A 22,329-nucleotide genomic window follows, 5' to 3' on the forward strand; every position below is an offset into this window, starting at 1 on the left:
AACCTGACAAACAGACACCAAAACTGGCATCAATTCATCTCAAAGGAACCCACTAAGGGGTTCTATATTTAAGCTCTACTGGCTTAAATCGGCACACTGTTGAGTTCTCAAACAACACACGCACATCTGATTCGGCCACAGTCTATCGGGGCTTCTTCTAGAGGCTTTGTTGGCCCTCGCTCGTTCCGGTTTGTCCGGCCCGTTCCGCGCTGACTTGGATAAAGTTACACGGCGCCTAACGGGGGATCAAATCGGGGGTCACATAGGCCGTCGCCCGGTGTTCCGTCAACCGTGTTTCCCTTGTGCCGCAACGGATCCACAGAACGGGCCGGACCGACCGCCGAGCGGCGGCGCGAGAGCCGCCGCTCCCCCGTCGGATCGGCCGTCGGGGCACGTTCCCGCTGATCATCGACCCTCCGCGCGCCCGTTGTGTCCACTATGGACTCCACGGCAACTCCGTGAATGAAGTGTTTGTGATCGCGGTCACTTTCCGACTGAGTTGGCCCAATGCCCGGGTACTCACCGCGACCAGGCGCCACCCGTTAGCCGTATTGCGGCTGGTGGAGACGCTCCTAGGTTGGAAAGCGGCGGCGATCGATCTCGCCGCCGTCCCTGCGGCCGACCGGCCCTGCGCACCCGGTCCAGGCCTCGGTCCGCCCACCCGGCGGGCCAATACTCAGAGGAGTCCCTGCATGTTCCGACGAACACTCGCCCTGGTCGCGGCCAACGCCGCGGTCGGAGCCGCGGTGGTCCTGGGCGCCGCGCCCGCCACCGCCGCGCCCATCGCCACGGCAGCTCCCTTGGCGGCGGTCACCATCACCTACGACGACAGCGCCGCCGCCGAGTTCAAGGAGGCGGTCGCCGCGGGCGTCGCCATCTGGAACCAGTCGGTCACCAATGTCCGCATCGTGAAGGCCGCGGTCGGCACCCGCGCCAACGTCCGCGTCATCGCGGACAACAACTGGCCCCGAGCCACGCTGGGGCCGGTTCGCCCCGGCGGGAGCGGGACGGTGTGGATGGGTCGTCAGGCGACCCAACAGGGCTACAACGCGATCCGGATCGCCGCGCACGAGTTCGGGCACATCCTCGGGCTGCCGGACCGGCGGACCGGGCTGTGCTCGGACCTGATGTCCGGGAGTTCCGCGCCCACGTCGTGCACCAACGCGAAGCCGAGCACGACCGAGGCCTCGCAGGTGCAGCGGAACTACGCGACGGCGGTGACCCAGGCCCCCGCGCGGGAGGTCATCCTGGTGGACGCCGCATAGGCGGTCTCCCCGGAACGTGACAGGGGCGGTGTCCAGTTCACCTGGACACCGCCCCTGTTGTCTGTCTGTCGTGCCTACTGCTTGGCGACCAGGGTGAGGACGTCGTACTTGGCGACCGACTCGCCGCCCTGCTTGGTCACGTCGGCGTCCCAGCGGACCTCGCCGTACTCGGCGTTCTCCCGCGGGGTGATCTGCTTGGCGGTCAGCGTCACCGTGAGCTCGTCACCCGGGAAGACCGGGGTGAGGAACCTGAGGTTCTCCAGGCCGTAGTTGGCCAGGACCGGGCCGGGCTCCGGGGAGACGAACAGGCCCGCGGCGAACGAGACGATGAGGTAGCCGTGGGCGACGATGCCGCCGAAGAACTCGTTCGCGGCCGCCGCCACCGGGTCGGTGTGTGCGTAGAAGGTGTCGCCGGTGAACTCGGAGAAGTGGTCGATGTCGGCCTGGGTGACCGTCCTCGGGCCCGCCACGACCGAGTCGCCGACGCGGAGGTCCGCGAGGGACTTGCGGAACGGGTGGACGTCCTCGGTGCGCCGAGGCGCGCCCGCGACCCACTGGCCGGTGATCTCGGCGAGCATCCGGGGGCTGCCCTGGATGGCCGTGCGCTGCAGGTGGTGCAGGACGCCGCGGATGCCGCCCATCTCCTCGCCGCCACCCGCGCGGCCGGGGCCGCCGTGGATGAGGCCGGGCAGCGGGGAGCCGTGTCCGGTGGACTCCTTGGCGTCCTCGGCGTCGAGGACCAGCAGGCGGCCGTGCCAGGGTGCGACGCCGTGGGCGACCTCGCGGGCGAAGTCGGCGTCGGCGGTGACGATGGAGCCCACCAGGCTGCCGCGGCCGCGGGCCGCCAGGTCGACCACGTGGTCGGTCGATGTGTACGGCATCAGGGTGCTGACCGGGCCGAAGGCCTCGACCTCGTGCGGCTCGGCGCGGTCGGCGTCCGCGCGCAGCAGGACCGGGGACAGGAAGGCGCCGCGTTCGGCGTCGGCGTCGACGACGTCGACCTTCTCCAGGTCGCCGTAGACGATGTCGCCCGCGTCGAGGAGGGCCTTGAGGGAGCGGCGGACCTCTTCGCGCTGTTCGAGGCCCGCGAGGGCGCCCATCCGCACATCGGGGTTGGCCGGGTTGCCGATGGTGACCTTGGCGAGGCGCTCGGCGGTCGCCTGGGCGACGTCGTCGAGCAGCGCGGCGGGGACGAACGCGCGCCGGATGGCGGTGCACTTCTGTCCCGCCTTGGTCGTCATCTCGGCGACGAGCTGCTTGACGAACAGGTCGAACTCGGTGGTGCCGGGCGTGGCGTCGGGGCCGAGGATGCTGCAGTTGAGCGAGTCGGCCTCGGCGTTGAACCGCACGGAGTTGCGGACGACGGCGTCATGGGTGCGCAGGCGCAGCGCGGTGGAGGCCGAGCCGGTGAAGGACACGAGGTCCTGCGCGGTGACGTGGTCGAGCAGGTCGCCCGCGCTGCCGCAGACGAGCTGGACGCTGCCCTCCGGGATGATGCCGGAGTTCACGATCAGCTCGACGAGCTTCTCGGTGAGGTACGCGGTCTGGCTACCGGGCTTGATCAGGCTGGGCACGCCCGCGACGAACGCGGGGGCGAACTTCTCCAGCGGACCCCACACGGGGAAGTTGAACGCGTTGATCTGCACCGCGACCCCGCGCAGCGGCGCGGCGATGTGCTGCCCGACGAAGGTGCCGCCCTTGCTCAGCGGCTCGACCGGGCCCTCGACGTAGACCTTGGCGTTGGGCAGTTCGCGGCGGCCCTTGCCGCTGTAGGCGAACAGGACACCGATGCCGCCGTCGACGTCGACCAGGGAGTCGCGGCTGGTGGCGCCGGTCTTGGCGGAGAGCGCGTAGAGCTCGTCCTTGTGCTCCGACAAGTGTGAGGCCAGCACCTTGAGCAGCGCGGCGCGCTGGTGGAAGGTCAGTTCCCGCAGGGCGGGGCCGCCGGTGCGCCTGCCGTAGTCGAGCGCGGCGGCCATGTCGACGCCATCGGAGGAGATCCTGGCGATCTCCTCACCGGTCACCGCGTCGTGCAGGGGTGCTCCGTCCGAGGCGGCGGTGTGCCACCGGCCTGAGACGTAGCTGCGCAGAAGCGCCATCGAGTTCGACCTCCTGAGTCCGGCGGGCGGCTTCGTCGCCTGCCCGCGATCCCGATGCTAATGCGTCGCGCGCGGTGGGAACGCGGTGGGAAAAAGAGAGACTTGTCGTGTCCACGATCGAGTGAAAAAGTAACCATCGAACGGTGATCAACCTGTCGCTGACAGAGATCCGCCCAGGTCAACCCCCGGACGACATGGGCTGCCGCTCGCCCCGATCGTCACCCGATCGGGTTCCCGATTCTCCCTGCAAACGAATCGAGAAACCTCGCATGTTCAAGACGAAGATTCTGCTGACCGTGGCGGGCGCGGCGATGGCCCTGCTCGGCGCCGCTCCGTCCGCGGTCGCGGCTCCCGAACCGGAGCCGACCGTCAGCCCGATGATCATCGACGGCAACACGGCGAGCAACGCCCCGTGGGCCGCGCGGCTGTTCGCCAACGGCAGGCAGGCCTGCTCGGCGACGATCATCGCCCCGCAGTACGTGCTCACCGCGAAGCACTGCGTCGCCAGTGGGGCGATCTCCTTCCGGATCGGCAGCCTGGACCAGACCAGCGGCGGCACCATGGCCAACGCGGTCTCGATCACCCGGCACTCCGGTTCGGACCTGGCGATCGCCCGCCTCGACCGCGGCGTCTCGGCGACCTACGCACCGCTGGGCACCTCCAGCGACGTGTCGGTCGGCCAGACCGTGCAGGTCTACGGCTGGGGCGCGACCTGCACCAACCAGCCGGAGATCAACTGCCAGTCGCGCTACCTGAAGTACGCCAACGTGCGCGTCAGCTCGGTCAACGCGCGTGACTACTACGGCGGCGTGGCGGTTCGCGCGACCCGCATCGACGGCATCACAGCGGGTGGCGACTCGGGCGGCCCGATGTTCGCCTCCGGCAAGCAGGTCGGCGTGGCGTCGACGAGTGACCGGCAGTCGGTCACCAACTACACAAACGTGACCTCATACCGCAGCTGGATCCGCAGCGTCGCGGGCGTCTGAAACATGGCGCGCCCTCCGGGCGCGCGGGTTCGGCCGCTCTGATGGTGAACCTTCACCGCGGCCGAACCGTCCTCGTACAACCGGATGGCGCAGCGCGCTCAGGCGGCGGCGGGAGCCGTTCGCTCGTCGAACTGGGTGCGGTACAGCTCCTCGTAGCGGCCACCCGCGGCGAGCAGGCCCTCGTGGGTGCCGCGCTGCACCACCCGGCCGTCCTCGATCACCAGGATCAGGTCCGCCGCGCGCACGGTCGAGAGGCGGTGCGCGATGACGATGGCCGTCCGTCCCTCCAGCGCCTCGCCGAGGGCTTCCTGGACGTCGGCCTCGGAGGTCGAGTCCAGGTGCGCGGTGGCCTCGTCGAGGATGACCACCCGCTGCTGTGCCAGCAGCAGCCGGGCGATGGTGAGCCGCTGACGTTCGCCGCCGGAGAGCCGGTAGCCGCGCTCCCCCACCACCGTGTCCAGCCCGTCGGGCAGCGACCGCACCAGCTTGTCGAGCCGTGACCGCAGCAGCGCGTCCCACAGTTCGTCCTCGGTCGCCTCCGGGCGAGCCAGCAGCAGGTTGGAGCGGATGGACTCGTGGAACAGGTGGCCGTCCTGGGTGACCATGCCGAGGGTGGCCCGGATCGAGTCGGCGCTCAGGTCGCGCACGTCGACCCCGGAGAGCCGGATGGCGCCGGAGTCGACGTCGTAGAGCCGGGGCGTGAGCTGGGCGATGGTCGACTTGCCCGCGCCGGAGGAACCGACGAGCGCGATGAGCTGACCGGGTTCGGCCCGGAACGACACCTCGTGCAGCACCTCAACCCCGCCGCGGTTGTCCAGCGTGGCGACCTCTTCGAGCGAGGCGAGGGAGACCTTGTCCGCCGCCGGGTAGGAGAAGGTGACCTTGTCGAACTCCACCGAGACCGGGCCGTCCGGCACCTCGCGTGCGTCGGGGCGGTCGGAGATGAGGGGTGTGAGGTCGAGGATCTCGAAGACCCGCTCGAAGCTCACCAGCGCGGTCATCACCTCTACGCGCGCGCCCGCGAGCGCGGTCAGGGGCGCGTAGAGCCGGGTGAGCAGCAGAGCGAGCGCGACGACGGCGCCGGGGTCGAGTGAGCCGCTGATGGCGAGGACGCCGCCGAGTCCGTAGACCAAGGCGAGGGCGAGCGCGGAGACCAGGGTGAGCGCGGTGAAGAAGACCCACTGCAGCATCGCGGTCCGCACACCGATGTCGCGCACGCGGCCCGCGCGGACGGCGAACTCACGGGACTCCTCGGCGGGCCTGCCGAACAGCTTGACCAGGGTCGCGCCGGGCGCGGAGAACCGCTCGGTCATCTGAGTGCTCATGGCGGCGTTGTGTTCGGCCGCGGCGCGCTGCAGGCCCGCGAGGCGCGCGCCCATCCGGCGGGCGGGGATGACGAACACCGGCAGCAGCACGAGCGCGAGCAAGGTGATCTGCCAGGAGATCCCGATCATCACCACGAGCGTCAGGGCCAGCGTCACCAGGTTGCCGACCACACCGGAGAGCGTGTCGCTGAACGCGCGCTGCGCGCCGATGACGTCGTTGTTGAGCCTGCTGACCAGCGCGCCGGTGCGGGTGCGGGTGAAGAAGGCGACGGGCTGGCGCTGGACGTGGTCGAAGACCCGGGTGCGCAGGTCGAGGATCAGCCCTTCGCCGACGTTCGACGAGAGCCACCGCGATACCAGTCCCAGGCCTGCTTCCAGGATCGCGACGACCGCGATGATCCCGGCGAGCGTGAGGACCACCCCGCTGTCGGCCTTGCCGACGATCGCGTTGACCACTCGGCCCGCGAGCACCGGGGTCACCACCGCCATGGCCGAGAGCGCGACGCTGACCACCAGGAACCAGGTGATCGTCGCACGGTGCGGGCGGGCGAAGCCGAAGATCCGCCGCACGGTGTCGCGGGAGATCCCGCGGTGGTCGTCGGAGGCGTTCATCGCCTTGTAGAGCGACGTAAACGCTGTCATCTGCATGTCCACGCGATCACGGTAAGACCTCAAGTAATCTAGAGGTCAAGTCCGCCATAGACTGCGCGCGTGATCAAAGACTTCGGGACCGGGTTCGGCCTTCTGCTTCAGGGATTCCGCATCGTGCTGGGCAACCGCTCGATGCTGCTGCGCGGGGCCCTGCCGGTCCTGCTGACCAGCGCGTTGATGTTCACCGGGCTGACGGTGCTCGCGGTCAACCTGGGCGGGATCGTCACCTGGGCGACGCCGTTCGCCGACCACTGGGCGCAGACCTGGCAGCAGGGGGTGCGGATCGCGGCCGGTCTGGTCACGGTGGTCGCCGCGGTCGCGGTGTCGGTGGTGCTGTTCGCCGGGCTGACCCTGGCGATCGGCGGACCGTTCTATGAAAGCATCGCCGAGCAAGTGGAGGACACCGTCCTGGGCGGCGTGCCCGAGGCGGAGACGATCGGCTGGGCGCGGGCTGCGTGGATCGGCCTGCGCGACACGGTCCGGCTGGTACTGCGGGCGCTGGTGTGGGCGATTCTCCTGTTCGCCATGGGGTTCATCCCGGTCATCGGGCAGACGGTGGTGCCGGTCCTCGCGGTGGCGGTCGGCGCGTGGCTGCTCGCGGTCGAACTGACGGCGATCCCGTTCATCCGGCGCGGCCGGGACCTGAAGACCCGGCGGGCGACGTTGAAGAGCGGGCGGGCGATGACACTGGGGTTCAGCGTCCCGGTCTATCTCGTGTGCCTGATTCCGTTGGCGGCGGTGGTCGTGTTTCCGGCCGCGATGGCGGCGGGGACGATCCTGGCGCACCGGTTGCCGGCGCGGTCTTCTCGCTGATGACGACGACCCGGTGTTCCGACATGCCGCGCGTCGGAACACCGGGTCCTCAGGTCAGTTCAGCGGAGTCAGCTGGTCGTCCACAGCGTCGCCCGGTAGCCGTCGCCGACGGGCGGTGGGTGGTTGGCCATAGCGCTAGTGACAGTTTGCGCCATCACCACTGTCCGGCGGCGACTACCAGTACGGGTCGCACTGTTTGGTGCCGAAGCAGATGTTGTACAACTTGATGATCAGATCATTGCCGGGACCGGACACGAGGCCGGTCATCAGCGGCGAGAGGTTCTCGGTCACACCGCATCCGGTGAACGCCGGGATCGCGTAACTCGTGTTGATCGTGGCCGCGAGGTGGTCCTTGTCAACCACGGGCCCGTCCGGGGTTACCTTGGGAAGACCCAGGTTGACCGTCCCGGACAGGTTGAGATCGACCGGGGTGACCGTGCGGCAGTTGGCACCGACGTCGAGCGGCACGCCGTTCTGCTTGACCTCGCTGATCACCAGGTTGAGCTTGACCTTGACCTTCGTCTCGGCCGCGGCGAAATCCTCGATGTCGATGGTTCCGATCGCGTCGCCGACCTGGACGAAGGAGGTGTTGTTGGTGACCGGCATGAACCGGAAGACCACGAAGTAGCCCGGAGCGGGTGGCATCAACATCTCACCGATGAGCGGGCTCGGCGCATCGGGGACAGGCGTGATCAGCGCCTTGAACATCCCGCGACCGATCGACATCGCCTGACCCAGCTTGGCGATCTTGGTCATCCCCTCGACCCGCAGCACGGACTTGAAGTCCCCGGGCTTAGGAGGTGGGATGGCCGCTACTACCCGCACGTCCGCCTGCTGGGAGCCCGCGTCCGGCTTCTCCAGCGGGGCCGAGGCGAGCATGGTCGCGCCGACCACGCCACTTACTCCGAGTGCGACACCGAACGACCGAAGTAGCTTCATGGGGGCGCTGCTCACCTGCCAGACTCGAGAAAGTGAATTGCCCGCGGGCAATTCAGCGCGCGGCTACTCGGCGGTACGTTACCCACGTGTCATGGGGGCGACAACGGACCGGGCGAACGGCCGGGAAATGGGTCGCAACGTTGTCACGACCTCAAGAATTCCGGTGGTCTAGTTGTGCGCGCGCCCACTAGGGCTTGCGCGCGACCGCCCCGAGCATCGCGAAGTTCAACGCCGACAATGGCAGCAGGCGCGGGCCCGACGGCCACCAGTCGTGGGGGTGCGTCAGGCCGGGGGGCACGTATTCGAGGCCTTGGAAAAACGCCTGGATCTGTTCGCGGGTGCGGGGCGTGGTGCTGATCGGCGTGCCTGCGAACATCTTCTCCAGGGTGCGCACCAGAGCGCTGGCCTCGGACTGGTCGGCGGGGTCGTACTGGTGGCTGAGCATCAGGTAGGACCCCGACGGGACCACCTTCATCCACGCCTGGACGACCTCGGCGGCGTGCGCGTGGTCATGGATGTGGTGCACGACCGAGCACATCATCAGCGCGACCGGGCGGGTGAGATCGAGGTGCGGCCGCAGGTCGGGGTGCTCGAGCGCCTTCTCCAACTCGGTGAAGTCGCAGCCCGCGACGTGCGTGCGGTCGTTCTCCTCCAGGATGGCCCGGCCGTGCGCCTGGACAACCGGGTCGTTGTCGACGTAGATGACCCTGGCCTCGGGGTTGTACCGCTGGACGACCTGGTGGGTGTTGTCCACCGTGGGCATGCCCGAGCCGAGGTCGACGAACTGGTCGATCTTGCGCTCGCCGACCAGCAGCCGCAGCACCCGGATGATCCAGTCGCGGTGGTCACGGGCGAGTTGGCGGGCTCCCGGGGCAACCCGCAGGAGCTGGTCCATCACGGCCCGGTCGGACGCGTAATGGTCACGGCCGCCAAGCAGGGCGTCGGTGAGCCTGGCCATGTTCGGCCGTTCGAAGTCGAGCGGTGTGAGCCGCGGGACGGTGTCCCACGACGACCGGTCGGCTGAGGGCATCTGGCGGCTCCCCGAAGTGACCTGAACAACAGAACGTATACACAGTAGGACATGGCGTGATCGCTGGGTATCCGGATCAGCCGTTTGTCGTCGTCCGAAGGCTGTCCCCGCTCCCCCGGAAAGCGCCGCCGACACCCGATTCGTCACCGAGCGTGACCAGCCTCGACGCCTGTCCCGGGCACTCGTGGAGAACTCCGCCCCGGTCGGACGCAGACGATCACGCACGCGTGATCCCAAGATCCACTCGGGTGAGATCCACTGGCAGGTCCAACGAGCCCGTCCGGGGCAGGTGACGCCTCCCTGTCCGACGTCACCCCAATGGGTGTTCAGCGCCAGGACCAGCGGATGCCGTAGCGGCCCGGTTCGAGGTCCATGGCCAGCGCGTGCGCGGTGTGCGTCGAGTCGAGGGTCAGCGCCTTGACCCGCTCCTTGCCGTCGACGTCGGAGAACCGCACGACGTGCGCGGGCAGCGCGGCCGGGTCGAACCGCACCTCGATCAGGTAGTCGCGGACCGGCAGCCTGCTCACCCGTTCGTGGTCGTAGGCCTGCGACAGCGGCTCGGGGCAGCGGATCTCGTGCTCGATGAGCACGGTCTCGCGCTTGGCGAGGGTGTGCCCGAAGAGCAGTTCGGTGGCGACCTGCCCGGTGCGCTCGTCGCGGCTGATCCGGCCGATGGAGCAGTTGCGGACCGGGACGAGTTCGGGCAGCGGCTCGTCCGGGCTCTCCCCCCACGCCACGATGACCAGCCGGTCGACGCCGTCCTGTTCGGCGCGCAGGACCTGGCGCGTGCGCTGGACGTGTTTGGCGCGGTCGGGGCCCACGACGATCAGGTCGTGCACGCTGAGCCGGGTGAGCTGGTTGTCCTGGCTGATGTCGACGCCGACGACCATCCGGTCGAAGCCCTCGGGGTCAGACCACGGCGCGGCGCTGTCGATCGGCTCGGGCAGGCGGTGGACGGTGCGGCCGCGTGGTTTGGGCGATTCCAGGAGCTTGCCGAGTTCGCCCGCGGGCAGGCCGAGCAGGCGTTCGACATTGGCCAGCGCGGCCAGCGACTGGGGGCGTTCGGGCTGGCTGCGACCGGACTGCCAGTAGCTCAGGGTCGCCAGGCTCACCGGGGTGCCGCGCTCGCGCAGCCGCTCGGCCAGCCGGTCGAGGGTCAGTCCGCCCGCATGGATCGCCGACCGGAGCGCCTCGGCGAACGGTCTGGCGGGGACTGGCTCGTCCGTCACCCGACGAACGGTAGTTCGTGCGACCGGCTGAGGAAAGTGCGTGCGACACCGTGTCCCAGGCGCTCTGACCGCCTTGGCGGCGTCCACACCGGGAAATAACCGGCAACAACAGCATGTCGGGAGCGTCTTGCGAGCCCGATGGTTACCGGACAGTATTGACCGATAAGTGTGGTCGGCGTCACGAACCGCACCCTGATCGACCGCGGCGGGCTTGCTGAGGGCGTCCCGAGCCCGCCGCGGTACCCACTTTCCAGAGGCCACACAGCAACCTTGTGGGGGTTCGGCCGGTCTAGGCAGTGAAGGGCGACGGGACCGACGGGACAGCGAGGCGCCTGATGGTGTGGATGGACGCGTTCTCCGATGTCGTGGCGGACGAAAGGGACTCCGAGACGGTGGAAAAGCCGGAAAGCGAAGGCTAGGCGGGCAGGCCGAGGCTGGCGGCCAGGACCGGCCACGAGGCTTTGAACTCCCGCTGCCAGTAGGGCCAGATGTGGCTGCCGCCGCCGTAGAAGTTGGTCGTCACCGGGATGCCCGCCCGCTTCAGGCGGTCGGTGAAGGTGCTCGACGACAGCTTCGCGAGCGGCTCGATCATAACGTCGGGGCTGTTGCCGGGTGGGTCCAGCGGTCCGGTGCCGCCGTCGCCCGAGGACACGTAGAGCCTGGTGCCACGCAGCTTCTCGACGTTGTCGTACGGGTTGTGGGCCGTCCAGATGGAGCGCTGCATGAACTCGTTGCCCCACAGGCTGTAGAAGTTCAGGCCCTCCCGCATGAGGATCATCTGGATGAAGTTCGGGATGCCGTAGATGGTCGTGTTCAGCACGCCGCTGTAGCTGGCGGCGGCCTTGAACATGCCGGGGTGGCGGAACGCGTAGGCCATCGCGCCGTAGCCGCCGATGGACAGCCCGGCGACCGCGCGCACGGTGCCCGCGGCGTAGCCGCGTTCGAGCAGCTGGCGGATCTCGGTGACGTGGAAGGTCTCCCAGTCCGGCTTGTTCGAACCGCCGAAGTTCCACCACGCCGAGTACATGCCCGCCTTGCCGTCGCTGGGCAGCACCATCAGGACGTCCTTGTCAGCGGTGAACGCGGCGGCGTCGGTGAAGGCCGTCCACGACTTGTAGTCCTCGACCTCACCGGCGCCGTGCAGCAGGTAGAGCACCGGCCACGTGCGGGTCTGGGTGTCCCAGCCGCGCGGCAGCAGCAGTCGCACCCAGCCTGACGTGCCCAGGGCGGGCGAGGTGATCCGCAGGTCGAGGGTGCGCTCGTCGACCCGGATCTCCTCGGCGACGCGGGCGCCGTCATCGGCGACTGCGGTGGTCCGCGCGCGCGACACCGGCTGGGCCTCGGCGGGCCCGTTGGGCAGCGCCACCACCACGGCCGCCGCGACCACGGCGGCGCACACCGCGGCTACCCACTTGGATCTGCGTAACATCGGCCGGACCTCTTTCGTTGCCACTGCTGCTAGAGGGGGATGTTTCCGTGTTTGCGGGCGGGGACGGACGTGGTCTTGCCGCGCAGGGCACGCAGCGCCGCGGTCACGGCGAGGCGGGTGCGGGCGGGTTCGATGACGCTGTCGACGTACCCGCGTTCGGCCGCCGGGTACGGGCTGTCCTGGTGCTGGGCGACCAGTTCGCGTTCCCGTGCGGCGCGCTCGGCACCGGACAGCGCGGCCAGTTCGCGCCGGTGCAGCACCTGCACCGTGCCTTCCGGGCCGACGACGGCGATCCGCGCGGTGGGCCAGGCCAGGTTCACGTCGGCGCCCAGGTGCTTGGAGCCCATGACGGCGTAGCCGCCGCCGTAGGCCTTGCGCACCACCACGGTCACCTTCGGGACGGTCGCCTCGGCGTAGGCGTAGATCAGCTTCGCGCCGCGGCGGATGATCCCGCCGCGTTCCTGGTCGAGGCCGGGGAGGTAGCCGGGGACGTCGGCGAAGGTCAGCAGCGGCAGGTTGAACGCGTCGCAGAAGCGGACGAACCGCGCCGCCTTCTCCGAGGCGTCGATGTCGATCGCGCCCGCGCCGAAGCGCGGCTGGTTGGCCACGACTCCGACCGAGCGGCCGCCGACCCGGGCGAACGCGCAGATCATGTTGGGCGCGAAGCCGGTGTGCACCTGCAGCAGGTCGCCGTCGTCGACCACGCGGGTGAGGACGTCGGTCATGTCGTAGCCCTGGTTCACCCCGTCGGGCACGATCCGGTTGAGTTCGAGGTCCGACGCGGTCAGCTCGGGGGCGGTGTCGTCGTCGTAGTCCGGTGCGGTGTCGCGGTTGTTGGCGGGCAGGTAGCCGAGCAGGGTCTTGACCCAGTCGATGGCGTCGGGCTCGTCGGTGGCCAGGTAGTGCGCGTTGCCGGAGACGGTCGCGTTGACGCGGGCGCCGCCGAGGTCGTCCAGCGTGATCTCCTCGCCGGTCGCGGCGCGCAGGACGTCGGGGCCGGTGACGACCATCTGGGAGAGCTTGTCGACGACGACGGTGAAGTCGGTCAGCGCGGGCGCGTACACCGCGCCGCCCGCGCAGGGGCCGAGGATCAGGGAGATCTGCGGGATCACGCCGGACGCGTTGGTGTGCCGCACGGCCAGCTCGGCGTACCGGGCGAGCGACGTGACACCTTCCTGGATGCGGGCGCCGCCGCCGTCGTTGATGCCGACGACCGGCACTCCGGTGCGGATGGCGAAGTCCATGAGCTTGTTCACCTTCGCCCCGGACGCCTCGCCGAGGCTGCCGCCGAAGACGCTGAAGTCCTGGGCGTGCACACAGATCCGGCGGCCGTCGACGGTGGCGTGCCCGATGACGAGGCCGTCGCCGTGGGGGCCGGAGCCGTGCCGGGCGAACTCGTCGATCTCGACGAACGAGCCGGGGTCGGCCAGCAGGGCGATCCGCTCGCGTGCGGTGAGCTTTCCCTTGGGGTGTTGGCGTTCGGCGGCGCGTTTCTCGGCGAGGCGGACGGCTTCCTCGCGGCGCAGCAGCAGGTCGTCGATGAGCTCCCTGGTCAGGTCGGCCATGGCGCCTCCGTCTCGGCCAACGCGGCGGCGAGCGTGGTCACGCCCGGCGGGTCGATCATGCTGAGGTGGTCGCCGGGGACCCGGACCACGCGCAGGTCGGAGCACAGCTCGTCCCAGCCGAGGGCTTCGTCCTCGCGCAGGTAGCGCGGGTCGAGGGTGGTGGTCAGGGGGTGGGGGTCGGTGGCGCGCAACAGGAGCACGGGCCCGCCGTAAGGGCGCGGGCGGTAACGCTCGGCCACCCGTGCGTCCACATAGGACGTGTACTGGTGGTGCAGGACGGCCTCGCCGATGCCGGGGACCGCGGCGAGCCTGCGCATGACGACGCCGATCTGGGCGTCCTCGTCGAGGCTGTCCAGGTCGTCGGGCAGGTCGAGGGCGACCCCGTAGGTGGACTCGACGTGCTCGGCGAACCGGGCGAAACGGTCGAGCAGCAGCCGGTCGTGGTCGCCGCCGACCTTGGGCAGGATCGTGTCGATGAGGACGACCTGTTCGACGGTCTCGCCGACCTCGGTCAGCAGGTGGGCGATCTCGTAGGCCAGGCAGCCGCCGAACGACCAGCCGCCGAGCCGGTACGGGCCTTGGGGTTGGTTCTGCTTGAGGAGCTCGACATAGCGGACAGCTTTGCCCTCCACTGTGGACTCGTCGTCGATCCTCTCGTAGCCATGGACGGGGAAGCCGGGACGGAGTTCGGCGACGAGCGGGCGGTAGACGCTGGTCGGGCCGCCCGCCGGGTGGAACAGGTGTAGCGGCCTGCCGTCACCTTCGGCGCGCAAGACGTTGACCACGCCGTCGGTGGCGCCTTCGAGGTCGGCGCGCAGCAGGTCGGCCATCGCGGCGATGGTCGGGCGCTTGAACAGGACCTCCGGCGGTGGCGGCTCGGCGATCCGGTTGCCGATCGCCTCGTACACGCGCCGCTGGGCGTCCTCGTCGGTGAGTTCCCGGTGCACGCCGCCGGGGTCGCCGCCGAGCGCGTCGGCCCAGGCCAGGGCCAGCCAGCGTTCGCTGGGGTCGCGGGGGCCGATGATCACGGGCACGGTGACCGCGCCGGACGCGGGGAGTTTCAACTCGTCGCCGAGGTGGTCGGTGATCGCGGCCAGGCCGGCGCCCCGCAACAGCAGCGAGACCGGTGGGGTGGTGCCAAGGTCACGCTGCATCGCGGCCCGCAGACGCATCGCCATGAGGGAATCGAGGCCGAGGCCGGTGAGCGGGGCCGAACGGTCCACTGTGTCCGGTGTGGCGCCGATCAGGGCGGCCAGGACGGCGGCGAGGTGGTCCTGCAGGACGGCCCGGGGGTCCGGCCGCTCGCGAAGGGCGGCGATTCCGGCCCAGCCATTGGGTTCCACGACGGTGGGAACCGCGCCGACGAGCCCGGAGAGGAAGGGACGGCGGGCGAGGTCAGGGAACAACGCAAGCGTTCGCGCGGTGTCGAGCCGGGCCACACCGATCTCGGACCGATCATGTGTCACCAAGCCAGCGAGCGCCGCAAGCCCTTGCGAGGTTTCAAGTTCGGCAAGCGAAGCCGCCGCACGAACCCCACCACGACTCGACTCGCCTTCGCCGGAGGTGGCGGTCCAGGCGCCCCAGTTGATGGTGACCGCGGGGAGGCCCTCGGCTCGGCGCTGGGCTGCCAGGGCGTCCAGCCAGGCGTTGGCGGTGGCGTAGGCGGCCTGACCGGGTGAGCCGACCAGGGCCGCCAGGGACGAGAAGGCGACCCACCAATCGAGCGGCAGGTGCCGGGTCGCCTCGTGGAGGCGTTGGGCGCCGTGGACCTTGGGGTGCCAGACGCGGGTGATGCTTTCGGCGGTGAGGTGGGCGGCGGGGCCGTCGTCGAGGACGCCCGCCGCGTGGATGACTCCGCGCAGGGGCAGGCCGTCCCGGGTGGCGTGGGTGACGGCTTGTTCGGCGAAGCCGGGGGCGGCGACGTCGCCGAGGAACACCTCGACGTCCACCCCCCGCAGCGCCGCCAAGGCCGCGGGGCGGGCGGTGCGCCCGCACAGCACGATCCTGGTCGCTCCCCCGTCGCCGAGCAGCCGGGCGACCTGGACACCCAGTTCGCCGAGGCCGCCGGTCACCAGGTAGGCGCCGTCACGCACCGGGAGTTTCTCGGCGGTCTCGACCTGGGCCCGGGCCAGCCGCGCCCGCAGCCGCTTGCCGTCGTGCCAGCGGACTTCGTCGTCGTCGCGGTCGGCGTTCAGTTCCGCGGCGACAGCCTCAGGACTGTCCACATCGAGCAGCGTCGCCCGCAGCCGCGGGTGCTCGAACGCCAGGACCCGGACCAGCCCACGCAGACAGGCGACACCGGGATCGTCGCCGCTGATGACAATCCACAGCCTGCTCTCCCCCGCGTTCGCCGCCGTTCGCGCGGCGGTCAGCACCAGTCGCTCGGCCGCCGCCGGGTCCGTTGCCGCGTCGGCGATCAGCACGACCCCCGCGCGGCCGTCGAGCAGGGACGGGACCAGCGACGGGTCGGCCGTGACCACCCGGTCGACCAGTCCGGCGGCAAGCGCCGGGGAGTCCTCGTCGGAGACGACCACCCACGAGCGGGGTCGGACGGCGACCGCCGGCAGCGGAGCCGGGTCCCACCGCCGTTCCATGGCCAGTTCCGGCCAGGTTCCCGGCGCGCTGCCGAGCGCGGAGGCGCGCACGCCCGACAGCTCGACGACGACACCGCCCGCCTCGTCGAGCAGGTGCACGGTGCCCAGCAGCGTCCCGCCGTCCGGGCGCAGGGTGGCCACACAGCGGACGCCGGTCGCCGGCTCCCCGACGACCCGCACGCCGCCGATCGCGGTCGGCACATACCGGCCGTGCACCCCGGGCAGCCCGAGCGCGGCGGCCACCAGCGTCTGCAGGCAGGCGTCGGCCAGCGCCGGATGCACCGCGAACCCGCGGTGCCCACCTGCCTCCGCGGGCAGCCGAACCCGCGCGACCGCGTGTCCCGGCGAGGCGACAACCTCAGTCAGCCCAAGGAATGCGGGCCCATACTCCTGCCCGCCGGCGGCGAGGGCGGCGTAGACGTCGGTCGGTTCGCCCGCGGGCGGTGACGGCAGCGGGGTCAGCGGGGTCTCGTCGCGGCGGGCGGTGGCCGTGGCGTGGGTGACCCAGCCGCCGTCCGAGCGCGCCGAGATGGTGATCCGGCCGTCCGACTCGACGACCGTCGTGAGCTTGGTGTCCGGCCCCGGCACCAGGAACTCGGCGAGCACGAGGTCGGTGACGGCCACCCGGTCGGACCCGAGGGCCCGGCGGGCGGCGGACAGCGCCACCTCGACGAACGCGGTCCCCGGCAGCACGACAACGCCGTAGGCGCGGTGGTCGGCGAGCCAGGGCAGCGGGTCCGCGCCGAGGTCGGCCTGCCACACGTGCCTGCCGTCGTCGGGCAGTTCGACGTGTTCCCCGAGCAGCGGGTGCCGATGGTCAGGGGCGCGGCGGGCGCTCACCCAGTGCGGCTCGTGCCGCCAGACCGGTCCGGGCAGGTCGATCACCGGCCGGCGCGGGTACCGAGCGGCCAGCACCTTCGGGTGTCCGTTGACGTGCAGGGTCGCCGCCGCGTCGAGCCAGCAGGCGGGCCCGGTGTCACGGCGCAGGCTCGGCACCGCGAGCACGGGCACCCCCGCAGCGGCGGCGGTCTGCTCGACGGCAGCGGTCGCGATCGGATGCGGCGCGATCTCCACGAAAGCCCGGTGCCCCGCGGCGAGCGCGGCGGCGACGGCCTGGGTGAAGCGGACCGGTCTGCGCAGGTTGGCGGCCCAGTAGTCGACGTCGAACGCGGGCGGCTCGTCGGCGACGCCGGAGAAGCAGGGCACCCGCGCCTCGCCGGGACGGAAACCGTCGAGCCCGGCGCGGAGATCGTCGAGAAACGGGTCGACCGCGGCCGAGTGGCCCGCGCCGCCGACCTTCAGCGCCTTCGCCAGCCTGCCCAGACCGTCCACATAGGCGACAAGGTCGGCGACCGAGGCCGGCTCGCCGGTAACCGTCAGCTGTTCGGGCGAGGCGTGCACGGCGATCCCGACCCCGGGGAACCGGTTGGCCACGGCGGTGAACTCGGCCTCGGACAGTTCCACCGCGGCCATCGCGCCCGCACCGGAGTCGTTGATCCCGGCCAGCAGCGCCGTGCGCGCGACCACGATCCGCAGCCCCTGGGCCAGATCCAGCGCGCCTGCGACCACCGCGGCGGCCACCTCGCCCACCGAGTGGCCGAGCACGGCCGCGGGCACCACCCCGTTGGCCCGCCAGAGTTCCGCCAGCGCCACCTGCATGCCGAACAGCGCGGGCGCGGCCACGGCGAACTCACCGATGGTGTCGGCGCAGAGCGCTTCGCGCAGCGAGAAACCCGCCTCGGCCCGGAACAGCAGGTCCGCCTGGTCGACGGCGGCGGCGAATGCGGGTTCGGCGAGCAGCGCCTTGCCCATACCCGGCCATGACGACCCGAACCCGGAGAACACGAACACCGGCGGTTCCTGGAAGGAAGCCGTGACCGGCGAACGCAACGCCCGCAACCCGGCCACCAGGTCCGCGCGGTCATCGGCGACCACGGCCGCGCGCGACGGAAGATGGTCACGCCGCACGGCAAGGGTCCCGGCGACGTCAGCAGGCGCGACCTTCTGCCCGGCGGGCGACTCCAGCCAGTCGGCCAAGCGCTCGGCGCGGGCCCGCACTCCTTCCGCGGTCGGCGCCGACAAGGCGAACACTTCCGGCCGCACGCTCTCGGCCACAACCCCGGCAGGCGCCGCGGGCCATTCCTCGAGGACCACGTGGGCATTGCTGCCGCCGAACCCGAAAGCCGATACCCCGGCGGTCGCCAGGCCGCTGTAGCGCGGCCACTCGCCCGCGCTCGCGGCCACCCGCAGGCCCAGCGCGTCGAAGTCGATGTGCGGGTTGGGCGAGCGGTAGTGCAGCGTCGGGGGGATCCGGCCGTGCGCCAGCGACAGCACAACCTTGATCAGGCCGACGATTCCGGCCGCGCCCTCCAGGTGGCCCAGGTTCGTCTTCACCGAGCCGATCAGCAGCGGACGCTCCTCGCCGCGGCCCGCGCCGAGGACAGCGCCCAGCGCCGCGGCCTCGATCGGGTCGCCGAGCAGGGTGCCGGTGCCGTGCGCCTCCACATAGTCCACAGTGGACGGATCGACCTCGGCGGCCGGGTACGCTTGGGCGAGCAGCGCGTGCTGCGCGGCCGGGCTCGGCGCCATCAGGCCGTTGGAGCGGCCGTCGGAGTTGGTGGCGCTGCCGCGGATCACCGCGAGCACCCGGTCCCCCGCCTTGCGCGCGTCGGTGAGCCTGCGTAGCACGACCACACCGCAGCCCTCGCCGCGGACGATGCCGTCGGCGGCGGCGTCGAACGCCTTGCACCGACCGTCCGGCGCGAGTACCCCGGCCCGCTCGAAGGTGGCGGTGATCCCGGGGGTGAGCAGCACGTTGACGCCGCCGACCACGGCGAGGTCGGCGTCGCCGTGGCGCAGCCCTTGGACCGCCTGATGCACCGCGACCAGCGACGACGAGCACGCTGTGTCGGTCACCAGGCTCGGTCCGCGCAGGTCGAGCAGGTACGACAGACGGTTCGCCACGATGGACGCGGCGGCCCCGGTGCCCGACCAGGCGTCGACGGCGGTGTGGTCGGCCATGGTCATCGTGCCGTACTCGGCCGCCGACACTCCCATGTAGACACCCGTGCGGCTGCCACGCAGCATGCCGGGCGCGATCCCGGCGTGCTCCAGCGCGGCCCAGGCCACTTCCAGCACGATCCGCTGCTGCGGGTCCATGACGGCGGCCTCACGCGGGCTGATCCCGAAGAACGTCGCGTCGAACCCCGCCACGTCGTCGAGGTAGCCCCCGGCGGCCGGGACGTCCTCGGCACCGTCGGGCCAACGTCCCCGCGGTCGGGTGCCGACGGCGTCGCGTCCGGTTTCCAACAGGTCCCAGAACTCGGCGGGCGAGTCCACACCACCTGGCAGCCTGACGCCGAGGCCCACCACGGCGATCGGCTCACCCGGCGCGATGCTCGGCGCCGCGAGCACCGCGACGACGCCGTCGGTCGCTGCGGCGGCGAGGGCGGCGATGGTCGGGTGCTCGTAGGCGAAGGTGGCCGGCAGCACCCGCCCGACCCGCTCACCGAGCTCAGCGACCAAGGCCACGGTGTCGCGTGAGGACAGTCCGTACTCCTGCAGCGGCCGGTCCGGATCGATGGACGCGATTCCCGTGGCGTCGGCGACCCGACCCACGAGCCACCGCACCAACTCCCGGGTGCTCATACCGCCTCAGTCAGAATGTCGGCGAGGTAGCGGGTACGGCAGGCGCTGCGGGAGATCTTGCCGCTGGTGGTGCGCGGCAAGGCCTCCGGCTCGACCAGCCGAACCTCACGCAGGGCAAGGCCGTGGGCGCGCGAGACCGCGGCGCGAACCGCTGCGGCGACCTCGTCCGGGTCGACGCCGTTCACCGCCTTGGCCCGCTCGGCCAGCACGACCGCGCTCTCCCCATCGGAGCCCGCCACGGAGAAGGCCACGACGTTGCGTGGGCGGATCGCGCCGTGCGCGGACTCCGCGGTGCGCTCCACGTCCTGCGGGTAGTGGTTGCGGCCGTCGACGACGATGAGGTCCTTGATGCGGCCGGTCACGAACAGCTCGCCGTCGCACCACACGCCCAAGTCGCCGGTGGCCAGCCAGGACCCCTCGTAGCCGGGCACGGTGTTGCCGAAGGTGCGCCGCGACTCGTCTGGCCTGCCCCAGTAGCCCTGGCCGACGTTCGGGCCGGCCACCCAGATCTCGCCGACCACACCGGAGGGACGCGGGATGCCGGTGTCCGGGTCGACGACGAACACCCGCTGCCCGATGGACTGTCCACACGAGACCAGCCGGATCGCGTCGGGGTGGTTCGCGGGCACCTCCACCGCGTGTCCGGCGGCGAGTTCGGCCCGGTCGAGCCTGCGGATCAACCCGCCGCGGCCCGCGGAGACGAACACGGTGGCCTCGGCGAGCCCGAAGGACGGGCTGTACGCGTCCGGCTTGAGCCCGCACTCGGCGAACGCGGCGTAGAACCGCTCGATCACACCCGCCTGCACGGGTTCGCTGCCGTCGATGAGCGCCAGCACGGTGTCGAGCCGCAGCCGCGCCTTCTCCCAGTCGGACACCCGCGCGGCGCAGTAGCCGTAGGCGAAGCTCGGGGCGGCGGTGATCGCGCCCGGGTTGGCCGAGAGCGCCTGCAGCCACCGTTCCGGCTTCTCCAGGAACGCCATGGGGTCCATGAGGACCGCGCGCATCCCGCTGGTCAGCGGCGCGGCGATCGACAGGACGAGACCCATGTCGTGGAACAGCGGCAACCAGCTCACCGACACCGAGTCCTGCCGCACCCCGTAGGCCGCGCAGGCTTGACGCGCGTTGGCGACGACGTTGGCGTGGGTGATCATCACCCCGCGCGGGTCGCCGGTGGAACCCGAGGTGTACTGCAGGTAGGCGATCGAGTCCGGGGCGGGCGGCATCGGCGCGAAGCCCGCGCCGAAGGTCGCGGGCAGCTTGTCGACCGAGACGATCTGGCCGACCACCAGACCGTGGGTGCGCAGGAAGTCCTCGACCTCGACGGCGGTGTCCTGAGTGGTCAGGACCGTTTTCGCACCGCAGTCGCGCAGCACCGATGCGAGCCGCTCACCGTGACCCGGCAGGCCGGGCGGGAACAGCGGCACGGCCACCATGCCCGCGCGCAGGGCGCCGAGGAACGCGGCGTGGTAGTCCGGTGTTGTCCGATCAGGACTGCCACGGTCCCGCCCGGGCGGACCCGGCCGCCCAGCCACGACGCCACGGCGTCGACCCGGTCGTCGAGTTCGCGCCACGACCACTTCGACAGGACGCCGCGCGGGTTCACCCGGTAATCGAGGTGGCTCACCGCCGGGGCGTCGGGACACCGCCGCGCCCACCCCGCGAGCAGGCCCGCGAGGTCTTCGGCGGTGGTCGCACCGTCGCCGAAAGAAGTGGAATTCATCTGCACCGTCCTCACCCGTGGGGCGACTTGACACCAGGCGATAAGAGGCGACTTTCGATCCCCGCCGGGAGAAATGCTCGCCGCGCCAAGTTAAGCCCGCGTCTCATTTGAGGTCAACCGAGCGATTATTCGGTCACCGTTTTTATCAGTGGTCCGAGAACTCCGCCGGTTTACCGTGTGAATTCGACTAAGTCGGACCGCGAGCGCCGCCGCCGCCAGCTGCAGCACCGCGGCACCGCGGAGGGCGTCGGTGTACCCGGCCGCGAGAGCGTCGGCCTGACCGCCCATGAGGACCGCCACCGCGGCCACCCCGAGCGCGCCCGCGAACTCCCGGGTCGAGCTGAGCAGCCCGGACGCGGCCCCGGTCTGGTCGTCGCCCGCCACGTCCAGCGCGAGCGTCGTGAGGGGGACCGTGAACGCCGAGCCGATGCCGACCAGGACCAGGCCGGGCAGGCGCGGCCACACCAGCGGCACGTGGTTGACCGCCGCGACCATGACCAACCCGGCCGCGACCATGGCCAAGCCACTCGCGACCGTGACACCCGGACCGACCGCGGCGAGCACCCGTGGCACCCACGGCGCCGTCACGATCAGCGCGACCGCCACCGCGACCAGCGGCAACGCCGCGTCCGCCGGGCCGAGACCGAGGATTCGCTGATGCGCCAGCGGCGTCACCACACACACGCCGGTGACACCCAGCCCCCACAGCAACTGCACGATGAGGGCGGTCCGAAAGACCGGAAGTCGCAGCAACGCGGGCGGCAGAAGTGGGGCCGCGCTCGCGCGTTCCCGGAACGCGAAAAGGGCGGCGACCAGCACTGCGGCGATGGTGAGGGCGGGCGCGGCCGAGCCGCCCTCGGCGAAGTCGAGCAGGGCGGCGGTGACCAGGAGCATCGCCAGCGCGGCGAGCCCGGCACCGACCGCGTCCGTGCGGCGGGCCCGAGTCGGACCGGCGGGCGGCAACACCGCCAGACAGCAGGCCACGACCGGCAGCGCACCCCAGAACACCCAGCTCCAGTGCGCGTACTGCGCCACC

Annotated in this window: 13 protein-coding genes; 3 read left to right on the forward strand and 10 right to left on the reverse strand. The window is 71.0% G+C overall.

All coding sequences use genetic code 11. From position 1 onward, the window contains the following. Positions 1–692: 692 nt before the first annotated feature. Positions 693–1,265, forward strand: coding sequence for a snapalysin family zinc-dependent metalloprotease (locus ACRDSQ_RS24055; protein ID WP_431424211.1), 573 nt, complete (start codon positions 693–695; stop codon positions 1,263–1,265). A gap of 74 nt (positions 1,266–1,339) precedes the next feature. Here the strand turns inward: ACRDSQ_RS24055 and paaZ are convergent, their stop codons facing one another. Further along, a complete protein-coding gene (paaZ, locus tag ACRDSQ_RS24060; RefSeq protein ID WP_431424212.1) occupies positions 1,340–3,364 on the reverse strand; it encodes a phenylacetic acid degradation bifunctional protein PaaZ in 2,025 nt (674 codons plus the stop codon). A gap of 269 nt (positions 3,365–3,633) precedes the next feature. On the opposite strand from paaZ, the gene ACRDSQ_RS24065 reads away from it, so the two are divergent. Next, the gene (locus tag ACRDSQ_RS24065) at positions 3,634–4,350 is read left to right on the forward strand and encodes a S1 family peptidase (protein ID WP_431424213.1); all 717 of its coding nucleotides are present in this window, start codon (positions 3,634–3,636) and stop codon (positions 4,348–4,350) included. Between the two features lie 98 nt (positions 4,351–4,448). Here ACRDSQ_RS24065 and ACRDSQ_RS24070 read toward each other — a convergent pair whose 3' ends face one another. Further along, positions 4,449–6,323 carry an ABC transporter ATP-binding protein gene (locus ACRDSQ_RS24070; protein WP_431424228.1) on the reverse strand — a complete coding sequence of 625 codons (1,875 nt, stop codon included), beginning with the start codon at positions 6,321–6,323 and terminating at the stop codon, positions 4,449–4,451. A gap of 63 nt (positions 6,324–6,386) precedes the next feature. Between ACRDSQ_RS24070 and ACRDSQ_RS24075 the strand changes: the two genes are divergently transcribed. Beyond that, positions 6,387–7,139, forward strand: coding sequence for an EI24 domain-containing protein (locus ACRDSQ_RS24075; protein ID WP_431424214.1), 753 nt, complete (start codon positions 6,387–6,389; stop codon positions 7,137–7,139). A 174-nt stretch (positions 7,140–7,313) separates the two neighbouring features. Here the strand turns inward: ACRDSQ_RS24075 and ACRDSQ_RS24080 are convergent, their stop codons facing one another. From ACRDSQ_RS24080 to ACRDSQ_RS24115, 8 genes are all read right to left on the reverse strand, one after another. Further along, positions 7,314–8,078, reverse strand: a complete 765-nt coding sequence (locus ACRDSQ_RS24080; RefSeq protein WP_431424216.1) for a hypothetical protein — start codon at positions 8,076–8,078, stop codon at positions 7,314–7,316. Between the two features lie 187 nt (positions 8,079–8,265). Further along, positions 8,266–9,108, reverse strand: a complete 843-nt coding sequence (locus tag ACRDSQ_RS24085; RefSeq protein WP_431424217.1) for an SAM-dependent methyltransferase — start codon at positions 9,106–9,108, stop codon at positions 8,266–8,268. Positions 9,109–9,434: 326 nt separating this feature from the next. Further along, positions 9,435–10,337 carry a helix-turn-helix domain-containing protein gene (locus tag ACRDSQ_RS24090; RefSeq protein ID WP_431424219.1) on the reverse strand — a complete coding sequence of 301 codons (903 nt, stop codon included), beginning with the start codon at positions 10,335–10,337 and terminating at the stop codon, positions 9,435–9,437. A gap of 415 nt (positions 10,338–10,752) precedes the next feature. Next, on the reverse strand, positions 10,753–11,766 hold the full coding sequence (locus ACRDSQ_RS24095) for an alpha/beta hydrolase (RefSeq protein WP_431424220.1): 1,014 nt from the start codon (positions 11,764–11,766) through the stop codon (positions 10,753–10,755). A 29-nt stretch (positions 11,767–11,795) separates the two neighbouring features. Then, a complete protein-coding gene (locus tag ACRDSQ_RS24100; protein WP_431424222.1) occupies positions 11,796–13,331 on the reverse strand; it encodes an acyl-CoA carboxylase subunit beta in 1,536 nt (511 codons plus the stop codon). Beyond that, positions 13,319–19,573: an SDR family NAD(P)-dependent oxidoreductase gene (locus ACRDSQ_RS24105; protein WP_431424224.1), complete on the reverse strand. Its 6,255-nt coding sequence runs from the start codon at positions 19,571–19,573 to the stop codon at positions 13,319–13,321. Before ACRDSQ_RS24105 ends, ACRDSQ_RS24100 begins: the two co-directional genes overlap by 13 nt. Then, the gene (locus ACRDSQ_RS24110) at positions 19,570–21,105 is read right to left on the reverse strand and encodes a fatty acyl-AMP ligase (RefSeq protein WP_431424225.1); all 1,536 of its coding nucleotides are present in this window, start codon (positions 21,103–21,105) and stop codon (positions 19,570–19,572) included. The genes ACRDSQ_RS24105 and ACRDSQ_RS24110 overlap by 4 nt, the downstream gene beginning before the upstream one ends. Positions 21,106–21,383: 278 nt before the next feature. Beyond that, positions 21,384–22,329, reverse strand: a 946-nt coding sequence (locus tag ACRDSQ_RS24115) for an MFS transporter (protein ID WP_431424226.1), incomplete at its 5' end; no start/stop codon positions are given.

This window comes from Actinokineospora sp. (assembly GCF_050699995.1).
Classification (GTDB): Bacteria; Actinomycetota; Actinomycetes; order Mycobacteriales; family Pseudonocardiaceae; genus Actinokineospora.

Bases quoted from the DNA above. Each gene is read 5' to 3' on its own strand.
- ACRDSQ_RS24065 (WP_431424213.1), top strand. From the start codon at position 3,634: ATGTTCAAGACGAAGATTCTGCTGACCGTGGCGGGCGCGGCGATGGCC.
- ACRDSQ_RS24070 (WP_431424228.1), bottom strand. From the start codon at position 6,323: ATGCAGATGACAGCGTTTACGTCGCTCTACAAGGCGATGAACGCCTCC.
- ACRDSQ_RS24095 (WP_431424220.1), bottom strand. From the start codon at position 11,766: ATGTTACGCAGATCCAAGTGGGTAGCCGCGGTGTGCGCCGCCGTGGTC.
- ACRDSQ_RS24085 (WP_431424217.1), bottom strand. From the start codon at position 9,108: ATGCCCTCAGCCGACCGGTCGTCGTGGGACACCGTCCCGCGGCTCACA.
- ACRDSQ_RS24100 (WP_431424222.1), bottom strand. From the start codon at position 13,331: ATGGCCGACCTGACCAGGGAGCTCATCGACGACCTGCTGCTGCGCCGC.
- ACRDSQ_RS24080 (WP_431424216.1), bottom strand. From the start codon at position 8,078: ATGAAGCTACTTCGGTCGTTCGGTGTCGCACTCGGAGTAAGTGGCGTG.
- ACRDSQ_RS24055 (WP_431424211.1), top strand. From the start codon at position 693: ATGTTCCGACGAACACTCGCCCTGGTCGCGGCCAACGCCGCGGTCGGA.
- ACRDSQ_RS24105 (WP_431424224.1), bottom strand. From the start codon at position 19,573: ATGAGCACCCGGGAGTTGGTGCGGTGGCTCGTGGGTCGGGTCGCCGAC.
- paaZ (WP_431424212.1), bottom strand. From the start codon at position 3,364: ATGGCGCTTCTGCGCAGCTACGTCTCAGGCCGGTGGCACACCGCCGCC.